This is a genomic window from Pseudoduganella namucuonensis (assembly GCF_900116645.1).
Taxonomy (GTDB): Bacteria; Pseudomonadota; Gammaproteobacteria; order Burkholderiales; family Burkholderiaceae_D; genus Rugamonas; species Rugamonas namucuonensis.
This window is the reverse complement of record NZ_FPBO01000038.1, coordinates 15702-34014: the sequence shown is the minus strand read 5'-3', so window position 1 is coordinate 34014 and position 18313 is coordinate 15702. Positions and strand designations below refer to the sequence as shown.

Genomic DNA, 18313 nt, shown 5'->3' with positions numbered 1-18313 from the left:
TAAATGCCTGTCTTGCCCACCGCGCCTGGCGGTGGCGGTGGCGGTGTATGGTCGTCCGCCGTCATTGGAAGGTGATGGGGCCGGTCAGCGTGAGCCTGGTCGGGTAGCTCGGCTTGGCCGTCCCCGTGCTCGACACCGTCTGGTTGTAGGCCACCGCGCCGAACGCGACCGCGGAGATCGCGTAGTCCTGTATCTCGTTCCACATGTTCAGATCGGCCAGGCCGCACGATTCGCCGATCGTGAAGTCCTTGAGGGCGATGCTGTAGTTGGTGGGGGCCGCGCTGGCCGGCGTCACCGTCGATTTCAGCTTCACGTGGCAGAGGTCGTCCGAGCCGTCCGATTTTTTCTTGACGACGAGGTGGCCCATGACCAGCTCGACGTTGATCCCGGGGTTGCCCGCGCTGAACCATTCGGCGTTCTGCGAGAGGTTGAAATTCACCCCCGCCTGGGCGTCGATCCGCACGCCGCCGGCCGTGTCGCCCAGCTTCGACAGTTCCTGCACGCCGGCGCCGTACACGGTGAACGCCCCCCAGTAACCGTCGATCCACTTGCCGTCGCTGGGCTGGTTGAGCTTGATGGTGTGGGCGAAGCTGATGCTGCCGCCGTCGGCGGCGACCACCGTCTCGCACCAGCCGTTGCACCACCAGCCGTTCATTCCGGCGCCGGCGGCCCCCTCGACCTTGCCCCCCTCCTTGGTGTTCGAGCTGTCCTTGTAGCCGCTCAGGAAAGTCAGCGCGGGCGCCTTCGCCGCGCCGATCGGAATGTTCTTGACCGTCTTCGCCTCGGCGAAGATGTCGGTGCCGCCCTGCTTGACGGCGACGGTGCAAATCCCGTCGGCCAGCTTGAGCAGCGAGGTCCCGCTGACCGAGCACACCGCCGGCGTGGCGGATTCGAAGGCGAGGGGCAGACCCACGCTGGAGGTCGCGGCCAGCGGCACGGGCTTGGCGTCCAGCGGCTGCGCCCCCGGGTTGCGGAAGACGATGCTCTGCGGCCGTTTGGGGATGACGAACAGTTGCCGCTCCGAGGTGGGCGCGTAGCCGTCGTGGCCGGCCTGGCTGGCGGTCACCGAGCACTCCCCCGCCTTCAGCAGCGACAGCGTGCTGCCGCTGACGGTGCACACCGCCGGCGTGTTCGAGGTGAACGTCACCGGCCCGCCGGAGCTCGCCGTCGCCACCAGCTTGGTGGTCGCGACCTCGGGCGGGACGGCCACCGCCGGCCCGCCCGGGAAGTTGAACGTGATGGCCTGCACCGCCCCGCCGCCGTCGCCGCCACCGCCGCCGCCGCAGGCGGTCAGCAGTGCGCCACAGGCGAGGCCGATGGCCGACACCCGGAATCCCATTGTATGTCCCCTCATCATTATTCCTTTCATATGCACTTGCTTAAATTTCCCAGGGGACCGGACGCCGAATCCGGCGCCCGGTCCGCATGGGTCTTACTTCACGAAGCGGGCCAGCAGCCGGATGTAGGCCAACTGGTAGCCATTGGACGGCTCGCTGATCGACCACGTGTTATACGGCCAGCCGTCGTTGAAGTCCTTGTAGGTCTTCATCGGCGGTTGGTCCAAAGGAGGCACCGGCCTGGTCGCGCCCGGGCAATCATTATTGGCGAGGCAGCCTTCGGCCCAGCTGTAATCGCCGCCGGCCGGGCCGCCGACCAGGTACCCCGGCGCAGGGCCGTAGAGCGAGTTCTGGGCGTCGTCCCACGGGCTGCCGTTGTTGAACCAGCCGTGCCAGATCTGGTTCACCGAATTCTCGGCCCCGAAGCTTTTCATGTTGCTGAGATAGACCTTGCCAAACGGGTTCACGCCGTGCAGGTAGTGCACGTAGTCCAGCGCGGCGTTGGACACCTGGTCGGGCGTATGGTGGCTGATGCCGTAGTAGCCTTCCGACGTGTACAGCGTGCCCATATGGGCCTTGACGGCATTGCTGGACCATTTGTAGCCGCCAATGAAAGCGCGGTACGGGTCGGCCTGCTGATCGATCCTGGCCCAACCGTCGTACCATTCGGTCCGTTCCATCAGGTCGAGGTAGCGCGCGCGGATCGCGCTGGCCACGGTTTGGGTCGCGCCGGGCAGCGAGGTGTAGTACAGCAGGGTGCGTGCCGGGCCGGCGCTGAACCCCGACAGGTTCCAGTTTTGCATCAGGTTTGACTTGGTGTAGTTCGCATCGACATAGTCGCGGTAGATGGTCTCCCCGGTGGCGGCGTACAGCTTGATGGCCGCGTTCAGGCGCCCCTCCTCGCGATCGCCGTCGCTACCTTCCTGCTGGCCGGCGCCCAGGCCCTCGGTCCCGTGCGCCGCGCTGTTGTTATAGAACAGCACGTTGGGGTTGGCCAGCGCCCAGTTCCAGGCATTCTTGGCGCGCACCAGCAGGTCCGCCGCATAGGTGTTCAGCGCCGGGTTGTTCAGGGCGCCCAAGGCCTTGGCGCCCGAGGCAAAGGCCCCGGCCGCCGCCAGCGTGGCGTTGGTGCTGGCGTCGCCGTAGTAGCTGGGGGCGGTGTCGGACGACGGCGGCGTGGCGCCCCCGATGCCCTCGATCGACAGCACCGAGCCGTTGCTGTTCTGCATGCGCTTGAGCCAGTCCAGGCCCCACTTCGCTTCGTCGAGGATGTCCGGAATGCCGTTGTACGACTCGGCGATGCCGAAGTCGTCGGTGAAGACCGTCGGGTTCTCGCGGTAGATGTCCATCAAGTCCTGGGTGTAGCCGGCCGCCCAGGGGGTGTACTTGTTATAGTCGCCGGCGTCGAACCAGCCGCCGCGCAGGTCGCGCGCGGTGCTGGCGTTGTTCTTGTCGAGGAAACGCCGCGCCTGCGGGTCTTGCCCGGCACCCAGGTGGCTGGCGCCGTCGGCCCAGGGGAAGCCGACCTGGGACGCGCTCTTGGCTTGGCCTGCGCGCTGGTAATAGAACATCTTGACGGCCTGGATCAGCACGTTGCGGTAGACGTTGTCGCCGATCTCGAAGCGCGCCGACCGCTGGCCGCCGCTGTCGACGATCTCATAGGTGCCCGGGGTCTTGAGGTCGCTGAAGTCGTACCACCACACCTTGTCGCCCGACACCGGGTCGGTCGCCCCGCCATTCCAATCCGTGGGCCACCATGGCTCTTTCACGGTGGCGCCCGTGGCCGAGTTCACCACTCTGAGCTGTTGGGGCCAGAAGGTTTCGCCGTTGGCGTCGTAGCCAACCATGGGCCTGCGCAGCACCGCCACCTTCTTCGAGTCGGTCGGGTAGCCGAACTGGTCGACCACGATGAACTTGCCGGCGTTGGCGGCCATCGCCGGCCAGATGGTGAAGTTGTACTGCTGGGTGGTCTGGGCGCCGCAGCTGTTGGTGAAGGTGGCGGTGGCCGTGCAGGTGGTGGCGGTGGTGCCGGTGTTGGTGAGCTTGATGGTCTGCTCGCGGGACGAACCCGAGGTGCCGCAGCCGGCCCACGACCAGCTGCCGGAGAACGGCTGCGGCCCGAGCGCGACGGTGGTGCCCGTGTTCACGGTGGCCGAGGACTTCACCACCCATGCGGTGGTGCCGTTGAGGTTGAAGTAAGGGGTGGTGGCGCTGGGTTGGCAGGTCTGCGCCCATGCCGGCGCGCCCAGTGCGGCCATGATCAGCAACACGCTTTTCTTTAAGTCCATGTAATCTCCGTTATAGGTGTATCAAGCCGGACTCGTCACGCCCCCCCGGCGGTGCGCCGGGGTTCGCGGCTTCAACGGCCAGCCGTCGTTGAAGCCACTGAAAACTCATCGTTCGACGCCGGCGCCGCCCGCGCGCGGCCACCGGACCGCGATCCTGGCCTGCGCGCGCACCACCACCAGGTCCAGCTCGCGGCCCGCCGCCAGCAGCGCGCGCAAGGAGGCGAGGTCGGCGATCGGCCGGAACGATCCCGGCGTGTCCCGTCCGGCGCCGACGATGACGTCGCGCGGCAGCAATCCGGCCGCCTGGCCGGGCCCGCCCGCCTCCACCTCCAGCACCCACAGGCCGGACGCCGACGCCAGCCCGGCGGCCGATTGCTCGCCCAGCGTTTCGACCGGTTTGAGCAGCAAGCCCGCCAGCGTGCCGGCGGCCTGCCGCGGCGCGCCGGGTCCGCCGGCGGACGGCGCCGGGAAGTCCGGCGCGGCGGCCAGCGCCTTCAGGCGCGCGGGGCGCACACCGAAGTCGTCCATCGGAAAGTTGACGAAGCCGACGCGCCGGGCCAGCGCCGCGTTGGTGACCGTGTAGTCGCCCTTGGCGGGCGCGGCGAAGCCGGGGTCGCCCTCGGCCGAGCCGGCGTCGGTGCCGCGCGCCCTGGCCTCGGCCAGGCCGCCGCCGACGAACAGGTTGCGGTCCACACTGCGGCCCCAGCGGGGAATCTCGATCGGCTGGTACGGCGCCATCACGAGGTTGGACTCGAACACGTCGCCGCTGTCGTCGAACCACACGTGCGGGTGGAAGGTGCCGTTGACCATGATGTTGTTGCGCACCACGCGGGCGAAGCCCTCGCGCAGCTTCAGGCCGCCCGCCAGCATCAGGTTTTCCTCGATCACGTAGTTCGAGGCGCCGTCGTCCAGGTCGATGTCCCAGCCGTGGTCGCTGCGGAAGCGGTTGCGCCGCATGAGGATGGGTTCGATCGCGTCCAGCAGCGGCAGCTTGGGATCGGCCGCCACCCGGCGCTCCATCTCCTTGCGGTCCGGATGCCAGTAGCGGTCGCGGCCCCAGCTGTTGAAGGCGCCGTGGTCGCCCGTCTCGCGCACCGTGTCGAACACGTCGTTGTGGGTGATGCGGTGCCCGCCCCAAGTGCCGTCGCCGATGTTGATGCCGGCGCGCGGCACCCGGTAGATGGAATTGTGGTCGACCGTGATGCGCGCCGCCATCGCGATCTGCACCCCGGTCGCCTGGCGGTCGATCCGGCCGATGTCGTGGATCAGGTTGTCCACCGCCGCCGAATCCCGGGGATAGTCGTCGCTCCGCGGGCCGGGGACCGGATCCAGCGCGGCCACGTCGAGCCGTTCCTGGTATTCGAACAGCGGCGAACGCACCGCCGCCGGACGGCCGACGAAGGCCAGCGCCGTGCCGCCGATGTCGTGGATGTGGTTGCCGCTCAGCCGCACTTCCCGCGCGCGGCCGCTGACCACGATGGCGTGGCCGCCCAGTTCGGTGAAATCGCCGTCCTCGACGCGCACGTCGCGCGCGTTTTCTATCGTCACCGCGCCGGCGCGGTAAAACTTCCAGTCCGAGCGCAGCAGCGGCTCGACCGCCTTCAGGAAGGTCGGTTCGGTGTCCTGGAAGCGCAGGCCGCGGACGCGCACGTGGCGCACCTCGGCCTTGCCGCCCTCGACGCGGATCAGCGCCTCGTGCGCGCCGGCCCGGAAGCCCGTGGCCGGCGGCCGCGCCGCGGCCAGCGGCTTGAAGTAGAGCCAGCCCCGCTTGCGGTCGTCGAACCATTCGCCGGGCGCGTCCAACTCCTCGAACACGTTCTCGACGTAGCGGTCGCGCTCGCTGGGCGGCATGATGCGGTTGTTGCCGGTCTGGGCGCCGTAGGCCAGGCCGCCGTCGGCGTTCTTGCCCAGTATCGGCACTTGCACGCCGCCCCACTGGTTGCCGTGCAGCGCGTGCAGCACGGCGCCGGCCGGGTCGCTCCAGCGCGCCACGCGTTCGGGCGAGGTGGCGTCGGCCGCGCCGCCGAAGCCGGCCTGCGCCGGGTCGACGTTGGGATAGCGGGCGCGCACCAGGGCCCGCTGTCCCAGCCACATCCGCTGGAACGCCGGGCCGGCGTAGCGGGCGCGCCAGACGCCGTCCCGCCAGGGCTGCCATCGCAGCGCGGGCAGGCGCGTCGCGCCGCTCAGCACGGGCCGCGCGCCCGGCGCGGCCGACAGCACGAAGGGCGCGCCGGCGCCGCCAGACAGGCGTTCGTCGATGAGCAGCGGCGCCGCCAGCTCGTAGGTGCCGGCGGCCAGCTCGATATGCCGGATGCGCCGGTCGGCGCGCGCGCGCCGCAGCGCCGCCGCCAGCGACTTGCCGTCGCGGACGGCGACTTTGCCGGCGCCGGAGGCATCGCCGGCGACTGCGGCGTGGCGGGCGACGGTCTCGGCGGCCGCCACGCCGCACGGGGCGACCACGGCGCCCGCCAGCGCGATCAGGATCAGCGCCGCCCTCATGGCGCGCCCGCCTCAACCAGCACCGGGCCGACGAGGCCGGAAGGCTGGTCCTGCCGCGCCTCCAGCGGCACGGTCAGCGTGCGCCACGCCGGCCCCTTCGCCACCGGCAGCGTCCAGCGGCCGTCCTTCATGGCCGGGTTGGCGTGCACGCCGTCGGTGGTGATGGAGGGCAGCGGCACGTCGCCCTGCAGGAAGCGCCGGCCGGCGTCCAGCGACAGGCGCTCGCCGGCGGCGGCGTGGCCGCAGCCCAGCGCGGCGAGCGCCACGAGGAATACCGCCGCGAGGCGGCGCAGGGCGGCGCGCGCGGCGCCCCCTTGGAGGATCACATTCATGGATGAAGTCGTCTTAAGTCGGCGTGGAATGGGCCACCGGTCAATCGGATCCGGCCGGGATCACGGACAGCTCCGCGGCGTTGGTCGAGCCGTTGCGCCAGACGTCGTCCAGCGCGGTGAAGCGGAAATAGCGGGCGTCCACCGGGGTGAAGCGCGCCTGCTGCCAGTCCGGGTTGTTGCGGATGTTGGCGAAGGTGCCGCGCTCGACGGCGGTGCCCCAGTGCACGCCGTCCGCGCTGGTCTCGAAGCGGTAGTTCTCGACCGTGCCGTTGAGCTGGCCGTCCTGCCGCGGCAGGTAGACCAGGCCGCCGATGCGCCGCGCCCGGCCCATGTCGACCGTGATGGCGTGCGGCGTTTTCGGGCGTTCCGACTCCCAGCGCGTGTTCCAGTGGGTGGCCGGATCGCCGTCGATGGCCGAGGCGCCGCCCTGCCCCGCTTCCTCGCTGTCCACCGCCACCACCTTCCAGCCGCGCGGCGACAGGCCGATGAAGTCGCGCCGGCCCATGACGCCGAGGCGCCCGCCGGGCAGCAGCCGCGCGGCCTTGACCACGCCGCTGGCCGCCAGCGCCAGCGGCGCGCCGTACACCGGCGACTTGGCGGTGGGCTCGGAGCCGTCGGTGGTGTAGACAATGGTGCCGCCGCCGGGGTGGCTGATGCCCACCCTGCCCTCGGCGTCGCGGTCGGCGATGGCCGGCGGCAGCAGGTCCACCGACTGCTTGTACAGGCCGATCTCGGCCAGCGACGGTTCCAGGCGCGCGCCGGTGATGCGCACGCGCACGCGGTCGGTGGTCACGGGCGCGCGCAGGCGCACCAGGCGGCGGTGGCCGACGGTGGTCAGCGTGTCCGAGGCGATGTGCTCGGCCGCCACCCAGTCGGCGCCGTTCCAGGTCTCCAGCGCGAACGATTCGATGCGCTGGCCGCGGCGGTCCACGGCCTCCTGCAGCGACACCACGTCGAAGCTGACCGGCTTGGGCATGGTCAGTGTCAGCGCGCCGCCATGGCGGCCCGGCGCCGCTTCCCACCAGCTGTCGAGGCTGCCGTCCAGCGTGGCCGCCGCGGCGCGCCTGGGCGCGGCGTGGTCGGCCGTGACCCTGGCGCCGGCCGCCAGGTTGCGGCCGAAGGTGCTCTTCACGATCTCGGCCATCTGGCCCAGCGCCGTCATCTGGTCGTCCGGCACCAGGCCGCGGCTGTCGGGCGACAGGTTCAGGATCAGGTTGCCGTTGCGGCCGATCGACGAATAATAGATGTCCACCAGCTGCGTCACCGGGCGCGGGCGCTTGTCGCGGGCCCAGAACCACTGGCCGTTGGCCAGCATGGTCACGTTGGTCTCGGCCGGGTACCAGGTCAGGTGCGATCCCGGCTTGAGCAGTTCGCGCCCGCCCAGGTCGCCGTGCATGTCCGGCCACTGGAAGCGCTCGGGCGCGGTCGGCAGCGGCACCACGCTCCACTCGGTGGTGCGGCCGTAGCCGCTTTCGGTGCCGACCCAGCGCACGTCCGGCCCCTTGCCCATGATGACGGCGTCCGGCTGCAGCTTGCGGATCAGGTCGTACCAGGCCGTGTAGTCGTAGGTCTCGGGCACGCTGGGGTCGGGGTTGGCGCCGTCGAACCACACCTCGTGCACCGGGCCGTATTGCGTCAGCAATTCATACAGCTGGTTGAGGAAGTAGCGGTTGTAGTCGTTCACCTCGTAGGAAAAGGTCTTGAATCCCGGGGTCGGCGCGCGGCCCTTCGACGGGTCGCTCTTGAAGCTGGCCGGATCGGTGGGGATGGTCGACTTCAGCTTGGGGCTGCCGTTGCCGTAGTAGCCGGCCGGGTTGGTCGGATTGGTTTTGAGCTGGTACAGGTCGGCCGGCGACAGGTAGATGCCCAGCTTGACGCCGGACGCGCGCGCGGCGTCGGCCACCTCGCGCACCAGGTCGCCCTTGCCGCCGCGCCAGGGGCTGGCGGCGGACGAATGGCCGGTGTAGCGGCTCGGCCACATCGAAAAGCCGTCGTGGTGCTTGGCCACCAGCACCAGCATCTTGCCGTCGAACTGCTTGACCGCGCGCAGCCACTGCTTCGCGTCCAGCGCGCTGGGGTTGAACATGGCCGGCGTTTCGCGCCCGCTGCCCCACTCCACCTCGTTGGCGGTGTTGACGCCGTAGTGCAGGAAGAAGGTGCGCTCGAGCCGCATCCAGGCGCTCTGGTTGGGGCGCGGCAAGACCTTCGCGGCCTTTTCGGCGATGACGGCCGGCGTGTCGCCCTCGGCGACGACGTGGCCGGTGGCGTAGGGGATGGACTTCGGCGGCGGCCGCGCCGCCGCTCAACAACGCCAGCGCCAGCGCCGAAGCGAGGGAAATCGATGGGTTTGCTTTCATGGCGTCCTCCTCATTTGGCCAGCAGGTCGACGCCCAGCGGCTCGAGCCGCAGCGTGCCTGAATATTGTTTGCCCGAGAGCACACCGGTCATGGCGCCGTCGATGGCGACGTCCTTGGGCTCGCCGGTGGTGTTCACGTACAGCACCCGGCCCTCGACGGCGCGCGCGTACACGCCGTCCGGCGTCTTCGGTCCAGGCGAGATGCCCAGGCTGGCGTACAGCTGGCGGTACAGCGGGCGCATGATCTCCGGCTGCGCCGGCGTGGCGACGTAGATCGCGCGGCCCTTGCCGTAGTTGTTGACGGTGATGGACGGCGGCGCGCCGTCCACGTTCGAGAAGCGCGCCAGCGTCTCCGCGGTGGACGGCTCCAGCACCTCGTAGTGGCCGTTCGAGCCCTTCACTTCCTCGCCGCCGATCTTGGTGACCAGGGTGCCGCCGTTGTAGAACTCGTTGGTGCGCAGCCCGAAGACGTCGGTCAGGCCGCCCGGCAGGGGCGTGGCGTGCCACTGGTTGTGGCCGTCCACCTTGGCCGACACGGCGGTCATGATGACGGTGCCGCCGTCGGCGACGAACTTGCGGATCGCCTCGGTGCCGGCCTTGTCGATCAGGTACATGCCCGGCACCACCAGCAGCTTGTAGCGGCTCAGGTCCTCGTGCGCGATGTTGATGACGGCGGCGTCGATGTTGTCCTTGAACAGCGGCTCGAAGGCGTTGTGCGCCTGCACCAGGTAGGGCGTGGCGAGGTACTGGCGCACGGTGTTGGTCGCCTGCGGTCCGACCGGGTTGGTGGCCTGCATGTTGTCGAACGAATAGGCGAAGGCCACTTTCGGCTGGGTCATGCGCGGGAAGCCCAGCTTTTCCAGCTTGGCGAAGTCGGCCGCGATGGTGGCGAACTCGCCCAGCTTCCAGGACGGCCGGTCGTCATGGTCGAGCAGGCCGAACAGGGCCTGCTCCTCGCCGCCCAGGTGGCTGTTGTAGGTCCACGCCAGCACCGCCTGCGAGCCCAGCAGCAGGCCGAAATGGGCCCACATGCGCGAGCGCCCCTTGGTGCCGTAGTAGCCCGGGCCGCCGGCGGTGAACTCGTTGAACCAGATCGGCGTCGACATGCCGGCCTTCATCATCAGCGCCTCGTAGCCGGAGCTGACCGGCGCGCCTGGGTAGAAGCCCATGGCGCCGTAGTTGGCGTACTCGCGGTAGGTCGACAGGTAGTCGAAGCCCTTGCGTCCGGCGCTGTCCCACAGGTTGGAGATGGCCGGCTTGTCCGGCGTGTTTTTCCGGCGGATCGCGTCCAGGTCCTTCAGGTTGGCGATGTTGACGTCGGACCAGTAGCGGCGCAGGTCCAGCTGGCGCTCGAACGGACCGGGCCCCTCGGCGTAGGGCAGGCGCACCTCGTCCCACACGTTGATCTTGCGCGACCAGCGCTGCGTGGCCCAGGCCTTGTTCAGCGCGGCGATGGTGCCGTATTTCTTTTGCAGCCAGACGATGAAGCGCTTGCGGTCGGCCTCCGAGTACGACAGGTAGCCGTTGCCGATCTCGTTGTTGTAGCCGATCACCTGCAGCGCGGGATGCTTGGCGTAGCGCTTGGTGAGGGTGTCGGCCAGGCGTTTCACCAGGCGCCGGTAGTCGGGGTCGCTGTTGTTGTCCATGTAGCGCTCGGCCGGGTCCAGGCGCGTGCCTTGCTGGCTGACCAGGTTGGCGCCGGGATAGCGGTGGTGCAGCCACAGCGGCGCCGGCTGGCCGGGAATGTCGAGGATGACCTTGATGCCGGCGGCGTGCATCTGGTCCATGATCCAGTCGAAGGTGGCGAATTCGAACTTGCCCTCGGACGGCTCGAAATAGTCCCACGACAGGTCGCCCATGCGCACGATCTTGAAGCCGGATTGCTTCATCAGCGCGATGTCTTGCACCACCTGTTCGCGGCTGCGGTCCACCGGCTGGTAGTTGGTGCCGACGAACAGCTGGCCCGCGCCGGGCCAGTCCGGACGGATCTCGGCGCCCTGCGCGCCGGCGTGGCCGGAGCCGAGCGCGGTGAGCGCCAGCGTCCACGCGAGGGCGAGTTTCTTGAGCTTGGTTCCGGCGTGTCGCGCCGGTGCGTCTACGGCAAGGTGGTGATTCATCATGGGCATGGAATGGGGTGGAAAACGAGGCGATGCTAGCACCTCCAATCCGCCCCATGCGTCGCGGAAATGGCACTTGGGAGATATTGTTCCGCGGCTCGGTGATTTTGATAAAAGGCGCCGAATTACTAAAATTACCAATGCCGAAAACAATTTATGACAAGCGTGGTTTCCGCCGTCGCCGGCGCGAATCGGCGGTGATACCATCCGCCGATCCCCCCGTACCCAGAGGAAACCACCCCGATGAAACATCCCCATCATTCCAGGACCGTCCTCGCGGCGGCCGTGGCCATGACCCTATGCTGTTCCGCCCTCGCCCAAACCGCCCCCGGCGAACGGGCCAGGGCGCTGGTGGCGCGCATGACCCTGGAAGAGAAGGCCGGCCAGTTGCAACACGATTCGCCGGCCGTCGCGCGCCTGGGCATTCCGCGCTACAACTGGTGGAACGAGGGCCTGCACGGCGTGGCCCGCGCCGGCAACGCCACCGTCTTCCCGCAGACCATCGGCCTGGCGGCCACATGGAACAGCCCGCTCGTGGCCCGCGTGGCGGACACGGTGGGCACCGAGTTCCGCGCCAAGTTCCTGGAGACCGTGGAGCCCGACGGCGGCTCCAGCATCTACCGCGGCCTCACGGTCTGGTCGCCGAACGTGAACATCTTCCGCGACCCGCGCTGGGGCCGGGGCCAGGAGACCTATGGCGAGGACCCGCACCTGTCCTCGCGCATGGGCGTGGCCTATGTGCAAGGCCTGCAGGGCCGCGACACGGGCGCGCCCAAGGTCTCGGCCACGGTCAAGCACCTGGCCGTGCACAGCGGCCCCGAGGCGGACCGCCACAAGGACGACATCCACCCCTCGCGGCGCGACCTCACCGAAACCTATTTGCCGGCCTTCCACGCCACCGTGACCGAGGGCAAGGCGCTGTCCGTGATGTGCGCCTACAACGCCGTGGACGGCGTGCCGGCCTGCGCCAACACCGCCCTGCTCCAGGATTACCTGCGCGGTTCCTGGAAGTTCCAGGGCCATATCGTGTCCGACTGCGGGGCGGTGGCCGACATCCACACGGAGGGGGCGCACCGCTACACCAGGACGCCCGAGCAGGCGGTGGCGGCGGCCCTGAAGGCGGGCACCGACGTGTTCTGCGAATTCGGCGGCAGCCCGACCGCGGATCCCGCCACCACGGTGCGCGCCGTCCAGCAGGGCCTGGTGGCCGAGGCCGACGTCGACCGCGCCGTGCTGCGCCTGCTCGAGGCGCGCATCCGCCTGGGGCTGCTGGAGTCCCCCGCGCAGCGGCCCTTCAAGGAGATCAGCGCCAAGGATTACGACACCCCGGCCCACCGGAGCCTGAACCTGGAGGCGGCGCGCCAGTCGCTGGTGCTGCTGAAGAACGACGGCCTGCTGCCGCTGGCCAAGGCGCCGCGGCGCATCGCCGTGATCGGCCCGAACGCGGACAGCGTCGACGCGCTGGTCGGCAACTACAACGGCACGCCGTCGCGGCCCATCACCGTGCTGGAGGGCATCCGGGCCCGCTTCCCGCGGGCGGAGTTGACCCACATCGAAGGCACGGGCTGGGTGGCGCCGCCGCTGCAGGACGTGCCGGCGGCCGACCTGTGCCTGGACGCGGCCTGCGCCCAGCCCGGCCTGAAGCGCGAACGCTTCGACAACCTCGGCCTCGAGGGCGCCCCGGCCGCGGTCGAGAACGTCGCCAAGGCCGAGTTCAAATGGGGCTGGCCGGACGCCACCGAACGCAAGAGCTCGATGCGCTGGAGCGGCTACCTGCGCGCCACCGAGAGCGGCGCCCACAATTTCCGGCTGAAGAGCGATCACGGCTACCGCATCCGCGTCGACGGCCAGCTGGTCACCGACCTGTGGGACATCGCCTGGCCGACCTCGAAAACCGAGGTCGGCCTGGTGGCGGGCAAGGTGTACCGGATCGAGGTCGAGGCCGTGCAGCAAGGCTGGGGCGGCGACCAGCGGCTGCAATGGACCCGGCCCAGCTTCGACGACTCGGCCGCGCTGGAGGCGGCCGGCAAGGCCGACCTGATCGTCTACGTCAGCGGCCTGAACTGGCAGCTGGAGGGCGAGGAGATGACGGTGCGCGCGCCCGGCTTCGCCGGCGGGGACCGCACCAGCATCGACCTGCCCGTGCCCCAGGAGGCGCTGCTGGAGCGGCTGGGCGCGCTCGGCAGGCCGATGGTGCTGGTCAACATGAGCGGCAGCGCCATGGCGCTGAACTGGGCCGACAAGAAGGTGCCGGCCATCATCCAGGCCTGGTATCCGGGCGGCGAAGGCGGCCAGGCGGTGGCCGAGCTCATCGCGGGCGACTTCAGCCCGGCGGGCCGGCTGCCCGTCACCTTCTACAAGTCCGAGGCGGACCTGCCGCCGTTCAAGGACTACGGCATGAAGGGACGCACCTACAAGTACTTCAAGGGCGAGCCGCTCTACCCCTTCGGCCACGGGCTGAGCTACACGCGCTTCAGCTACGCGCCGGCGGCGGCCATTCCCAGGGAGATCCGCGCGGGCAGCGGCGTCAACCTCGCCGTGGACGTGAAGAACGAGGGCCAGCGCGCGGGGGACGAGGTGGTGCAGGTGTACGTCACCCGCAAGGGCGACGCCGCGCCGAACAGCACGCTCGCCGGCTTCACCCGCGTCTCGCTCAAGCCCGGCGAGACGCGGCGGGTGACGTTCGCGCTGGACGCCAAGGCCCTGAGCACGGTGGACCAGGCCGGCAACCGCAGCGTGGAGCCGGGTCCGGCCTACCTGTGGGTGGGCGGCGGGCAGCCGGCCGCGGCGGCGGGCATGCGCCCGGCGGCCGGCGCCAGGCTGCAAACAACCGTCAAGGGCCGGCGCGCGCTGCCGGCGTTCTGATAGGGGGGCGGCTCCGGCCGCCCTTCCCCGCGGCTACGGCTTCACACCGTCATTCCCGCACCGCCACCACCACGATGGACTTCGCCGGCAGTTTCAAGACCAGCTTGCCGCCGCTGGCGGCCGCCTCGTACGGCGCCGGGGCGACCACGCCGGGCGCCGCGTAGGTGTTGTGCGCGTCCATGGCGGCGGCGGTCAGCACCGTGCCGGAAGCCGAGCTCGCCTTGGCGCCGTCCACCGCGACGGCGATTTCCGCTCCTTCCCGGGGATTGGTGTTGACCAGCGCCAGATACAGCTTGCCATCCTTGCCGCGCGCCGCGGAGGCGCTCACGGCCGGAATGGAAACCTCGCCCAGCGTGTATTGCGGATTGTTCTCGAGCTTGACCGGCACCGAGGTCGCGTCCTGGAACGGCACGTACATCTTGAAGGCGTGATAGGTCGGCGTGAGCACCATCTTGTCGCCGTCGGTGCGTATCATGGCCTGCAGCACGTTCACCATCTGCGCGATGCTGGTCATGCGCACGCGGTCGGCGTGGGCGTGGAAGATGTTGAAGTTGAGCGCGGCCACCATGGCGTCGCGCAGCGAGTTCTGCTGCACCAGGAAGCCCGGCGGGCTGCCCGCCTCGGGCTCGTACCAGGTGCCCCATTCGTCGACCACGAAGGCGAGTTTCTTCTTCTTGTCGTGCTGGTCCATCTTGGCGACGTTGTTGGCGATGAAACCCTCCATGCGCCGCGTCTGGCTCAGCGTCCAGATCCAGCGGCTCTCGTCGAATCCGGTCGCGCCGAACTTGCCGTTCTTGTCGGCGCCGGGCGAGGTGTAATAGTGGAAGGAGATCCCGTCGAAGCGGCCCACCTGGATCTTCGAACTCAGGTAATCGGTCCAGCTGGTGTCCTCGTCGTGGCCGCCGGCGGCGATGAATTGCGTGTTGCTGCCCGGCGCGGGATGCAGGAAGCTGACGTAGCGGTTGTAGGCGTCCGCGTACTGCTCGACCCGCATGTTGCCGCCGCAGCCCCAGCCCTCGTTGCCGACGCCGAAGAAGGCGACCTTGAACGGCGCCGGATGGCCGTTGCGGGCGCGCAGCGCGGCCAGGCTGGACTTGCCCCCGGCCGTCAGGTACTCGACCCACTCGGCCATTTCCTGCACGCTGCCCGAACCCAGGTTGCCGTTGACGTAGGCGTCCGTGCCCAGCTGCTCGACCAGCTCGAAGAACTCGTGCGTGCCGACGGCGTTGTCCTCGTCCACGCCGCCCCAGTTGGTGTTGATGCGCACCGGCCGCTCCGACCGCGGGCCGATGCCGTCGCGCCAGTGGTACTGGTCGGCGAAACAGCCGCCCGGCCAGCGCACCACGGGCACGCGCAGCTCCTTGAGCGCGCCGACCACGTCGTTGCGCCAGCCGCGGGTGTTGGGAATGCGTGAATCCGGCCCCACCCAAAGGCCGCCGTAGATGCCGGTGCCGAGGTGCTCGGCGAACTGGCCGTAGACGTATTTGCTGATGACCGGACCCGGCTTGGCGGCCTCGATCGTGACGCCGACCTGCGGCGCGGCATAGGCGGACGCCGCGAACATGGCGGCGGCCATCGCGGTATATCTGTAAATCTTCATGCACTTCCTTCTTCGTCGTAAATCCCGGGACGCGGGCGCCCTAGACGGACCCGCTGGCGCTGAGCGCGCGGTCCCGGTAGGCCCGCGGCGTGCACCCCAGTTCGCGCTTGAACACCAGGTGCATATACTGCGTGGAGGTGAAGCCGCAGCCCAGCGCCACGTCGGCGATGGTGCGTTCGGCGCTCGCCAAGCCGGCCTTGGCCGCGTCGAGCTTGAAGCGCAGGATCACGTCGTGCACGCTGCAGCCCAATTCCTGGCGGAAGTAGGCTTCCAGCGAGGAGCGCGACACGCCCACGTGCTCGGCCACCTGGTGGGTCTTGATGCCCTGGCAGGCGTACTGGCGGATGAAATGGCGGGCCCGCATCACCTGCGGATGCTTGACCGGCTGGTGCTGGCTGGAGGCGAACACGTTGATGCCCGCCGGCGGCACCAGGATGCGGGTGTTGGGCAGGCGCACGCCGTGCAGCATCTGCTCCAGCAAGTGGGCGGCGGTGCGGCCCATCTCCTGCGCGCCCTGGATCACGGAACTGAGCGGTATGCGGGTGAGCACACGCACCAGCGGGTCGTTGTCGATGCCGATCAGCGCCACCTGCTCCGGCACCTCGATGCCGGCGATGATGCAGGCCTGCAGCAACTGGCGCGCGCGCGCGTCCGTGACGCCGATGATGCCCACCGGTTTCGGCAAGCTGCGCAGCCAGGCGATCTGGCCCTGCACCGCCTCGTCCCAGGACGAGGCGCTGGTCTCGCAGCCGCGGAAGATCTCGGGCTCCATGCCGTTGCTCCGCATCAGGGCGCTGAAGGCGTTTTCGCGCTCCTGCGCCCAGCGGTTCTCCTTGGCCTTGGGCAGGCTGAACATGGCGAAGCGATGCAGGCCGACGTCGATCAGGTGGTCGTGGGCCAGCTTGGTGAGCTTGAAATTGTCGGTCGCCACATAGGGCACGCCGCGTGGATACTCCTCCTCGCTGGCATAGGAACCGCCCACCGCCACCACGGGAACGCTGCAGCGCGACAGGGCCTCGGCCACGGCCGGGTCGTCGAAATCGGCGATGACGCCGTCGCCCTGCCAGCGCTCGATGTCGCCCAGGCGCAGGCGGAAGTCCTCTTCCAAATATAAATCCCAGGCCGCGCGCGTGCTCCCCAAATAGGCGGCGATGCCGGAAATAATATCGCGGTCGAATATCTTGTTGGCGTTGAACAATAAGGCAATGCGGTGCGTTTTCGTGGTCTTCATTTTATCGAATACCAGGAAAATCCCGACGCGCGATGTAGCGCATCAATGGAATTGAAGGGCTTCATTAGTCTCCTCCTATATTTTTATAATAAAAACATTTTGGCTAACGCCCAGAGGTGGCGATTCGCCTTGCAAATCTTGTTGTTTACTATATATAACGAACATTAGAAACACAAGCGTCTCGCCGCCGTGCTGTTCTACTGTTGTTTTCGCCGCAGTTTTATTGTTTTATTCATGCGCCGTGAGGACGGCGCGGAGGGAGTACCAAAAGGTAACTCACAGCCCAAGCTTATTGCCTGGGCCGTGGCGGCTCTAACGCCGGTAGGGGGACTTCTACCAAATTGCAGAAATTGCGATTAGTCCTGTAGATAGTGCAAGTCGGCTATGCCTGTGCGTCCACAGGGGGGACGGGCGGCTCGGCCGCGGACTGGCCGGCGGGTTTGCCTTGCTGGGTGGCGGCGCGGAAGGCTTTCGGCGTGCAGCCGTATTCTTCCTTGAACAGCTTGTTGAAATAGGAAACATTGCCATAACCGACGGAATAGGCGATTTCCGCGATCGCGGCGCCGCTTTTCTCGGACAGCAACCTGGCCGCTTCCGTCAGCCGCAGCCTATTCAGGTAGCTGGTGAAAGTCATGCCGAGTTCCGTTTTCAGCACTTCATTGACCTTGGTCCGGTTCGCGCCGCTGCCGGTGACGACGGATTCAAGGTTCAGCTCGGCGTCGGTGTAATTGGTGGCGATAAACCGTAGTATAGACGCTTTTTCCTTGTCCTTATATGGTTCCAGCGTTAATTGCCGGTATGCGGCCAGGGACAAATCCTTTTTAAGCCTGGAATCCAGGCTCGATATCAGCGCGCTGGAATAAGCCCGGAAAAACCAGATGCCGAAAGCGCTCCAGCTCGCCAAAAGAATCACCGCCAGCCAGACGATATACCCATAATCCCGGCCGTGCAGCCTGAGTTCACTGATTTCCAGGTAGGAAGCGACGTAGCGGGGACTGGTGGCCCCCGATCCGAACACGAGTTTCGACACCTTGTCCAGCCTATAGTCCTGGTCCGACAGGTCGAGCTTCCTCGATAGCAGCCACCACTCGGGAGTGATGAGCCGGGTCATGGCCAGGGAGACCGGCACCCCATGCTCATTGCAGGAAAAGTAGGTGCCCGGTTGCCTATATGAAGCGAATTCGCCAGGCTTGGAGACTTTATCCTCGAATACGGATAGGGCGAACGCCATCGAAGTGACGGCCGGCGCGCACTTGGCCACGAAGGTGACGGTGCTGTACTTCGACAAGTCCGCCTGGACCGGCCGTCCCTTCCCATCCTCCAGCATCAATTCGGCGGTAACAAAGGAATAAGGGGCGATGGCGGTCAGATGAAAGTCGAAACGCAGCCGTTCCCGGCCGGGCTCGTGGATGTGGATGGTCGACGTTCCGCCCTGTTCGATATCCGTACGGCTAACGTAGCGCCAGCGCACGCCCCCCTCACGCGCGGGCAGGAGGGTCAGGGTCGGATAGCTCTGATACATGAAGAAGGAAGCGAGCAGCGCGTCCGCGACCACGAGGAAAATAAGCGCGAACAGCGCCTTCTTATAGAACTCTTGCATTATTTAGTGTCAATTGAACTGTTTCCGCGCGCGCCCCTCCCGCAGGGTCCCGCCGACATCATAACAGTTCACCCCGGCGTCCGCGATC

Annotated in this window: 10 protein-coding genes; 1 reads left to right on the top strand and 9 read right to left on the bottom strand. The window is 68.1% G+C overall.

The window, feature by feature from the left end; translation table 11 throughout:
- Positions 1-61: 61 nt before the first annotated feature.
- The 6 genes from BM436_RS29325 to BM436_RS29300 all read right to left on the bottom strand — a co-directional run bounded on the left by BM436_RS29325 (position 62) and on the right by BM436_RS29300 (position 10938).
- Positions 62-1339, bottom strand: a complete 1278-nt coding sequence (locus tag BM436_RS29325; RefSeq protein WP_093559473.1) for a hypothetical protein — start codon at positions 1337-1339, stop codon at positions 62-64.
- 93 nt (positions 1340-1432) lie between these two features.
- The gene (locus tag BM436_RS29320) at positions 1433-3625 is read right to left on the bottom strand and encodes a glycoside hydrolase family 9 protein (protein WP_093559471.1); all 2193 of its coding nucleotides are present in this window, start codon (positions 3623-3625) and stop codon (positions 1433-1435) included.
- A gap of 105 nt (positions 3626-3730) precedes the next feature.
- The gene (locus tag BM436_RS29315; protein ID WP_093559469.1) at positions 3731-6124 is read right to left on the bottom strand and encodes a right-handed parallel beta-helix repeat-containing protein; all 2394 of its coding nucleotides are present in this window, start codon (positions 6122-6124) and stop codon (positions 3731-3733) included.
- Positions 6121-6456 carry a hypothetical protein gene (locus BM436_RS29310; RefSeq protein WP_093559467.1) on the bottom strand — a complete coding sequence of 112 codons (336 nt, stop codon included), beginning with the start codon at positions 6454-6456 and terminating at the stop codon, positions 6121-6123. Before BM436_RS29310 ends, BM436_RS29315 begins: the two co-directional genes overlap by 4 nt.
- 40 nt (positions 6457-6496) lie before the next feature.
- The gene (locus BM436_RS29305; protein ID WP_229490849.1) at positions 6497-8656 is read right to left on the bottom strand and encodes an alpha-L-fucosidase; all 2160 of its coding nucleotides are present in this window, start codon (positions 8654-8656) and stop codon (positions 6497-6499) included.
- 167 nt (positions 8657-8823) lie between these two features.
- A complete protein-coding gene (locus BM436_RS29300; RefSeq protein WP_229490847.1) occupies positions 8824-10938 on the bottom strand; it encodes a beta-galactosidase in 2115 nt (704 codons plus the stop codon).
- A gap of 234 nt (positions 10939-11172) precedes the next feature.
- Between BM436_RS29300 and BM436_RS29295 the strand changes: the two genes are divergently transcribed.
- Complete coding sequence (locus BM436_RS29295) at positions 11173-13794, top strand: glycoside hydrolase family 3 C-terminal domain-containing protein (protein ID WP_093559463.1); 2622 nt, start codon at positions 11173-11175, stop codon at positions 13792-13794.
- Between the two features lie 49 nt (positions 13795-13843).
- On the opposite strand, the gene BM436_RS29290 is transcribed toward BM436_RS29295, so the two are convergent.
- From BM436_RS29290 to BM436_RS29280, 3 genes are all read right to left on the bottom strand, one after another.
- Complete coding sequence (locus BM436_RS29290) at positions 13844-15394, bottom strand: alpha-N-arabinofuranosidase (protein WP_093559461.1); 1551 nt, start codon at positions 15392-15394, stop codon at positions 13844-13846.
- Between the two features lie 40 nt (positions 15395-15434).
- Positions 15435-16625, bottom strand: a complete 1191-nt coding sequence (locus tag BM436_RS29285) for a XylR family transcriptional regulator (RefSeq protein WP_093559459.1) — start codon at positions 16623-16625, stop codon at positions 15435-15437.
- Between the two features lie 382 nt (positions 16626-17007).
- Positions 17008-18225 (bottom strand): helix-turn-helix domain-containing protein, encoded by a 1218-nt coding sequence (locus tag BM436_RS29280; protein ID WP_229490844.1) that lies wholly within the window; start codon positions 18223-18225, stop codon positions 17008-17010.
- Between the last annotated feature and the right edge of the window lie 88 nt (positions 18226-18313).

Excerpts from the sequence above, each read along its gene's own strand:
- BM436_RS29280 (WP_229490844.1), bottom strand. The coding sequence starts at position 18,225 with ATGCAAGAGTTCTATAAGAAGGCGCTGTTCGCGCTTATTTTCCTCGTG.
- BM436_RS29320 (WP_093559471.1), bottom strand. The coding sequence starts at position 3,625 with ATGGACTTAAAGAAAAGCGTGTTGCTGATCATGGCCGCACTGGGCGCG.
- BM436_RS29290 (WP_093559461.1), bottom strand. The coding sequence starts at position 15,394 with ATGAAGATTTACAGATATACCGCGATGGCCGCCGCCATGTTCGCGGCG.
- BM436_RS29325 (WP_093559473.1), bottom strand. The coding sequence starts at position 1,339 with ATGGGATTCCGGGTGTCGGCCATCGGCCTCGCCTGTGGCGCACTGCTG.
- BM436_RS29285 (WP_093559459.1), bottom strand. The coding sequence starts at position 16,625 with ATGAAGACCACGAAAACGCACCGCATTGCCTTATTGTTCAACGCCAAC.
- BM436_RS29315 (WP_093559469.1), bottom strand. The coding sequence starts at position 6,124 with ATGAGGGCGGCGCTGATCCTGATCGCGCTGGCGGGCGCCGTGGTCGCC.
- BM436_RS29295 (WP_093559463.1), top strand. The coding sequence starts at position 11,173 with ATGAAACATCCCCATCATTCCAGGACCGTCCTCGCGGCGGCCGTGGCC.
- BM436_RS29300 (WP_229490847.1), bottom strand. The coding sequence starts at position 10,938 with ATGCCCATGATGAATCACCACCTTGCCGTAGACGCACCGGCGCGACAC.
- BM436_RS29310 (WP_093559467.1), bottom strand. The coding sequence starts at position 6,456 with ATGAATGTGATCCTCCAAGGGGGCGCCGCGCGCGCCGCCCTGCGCCGC.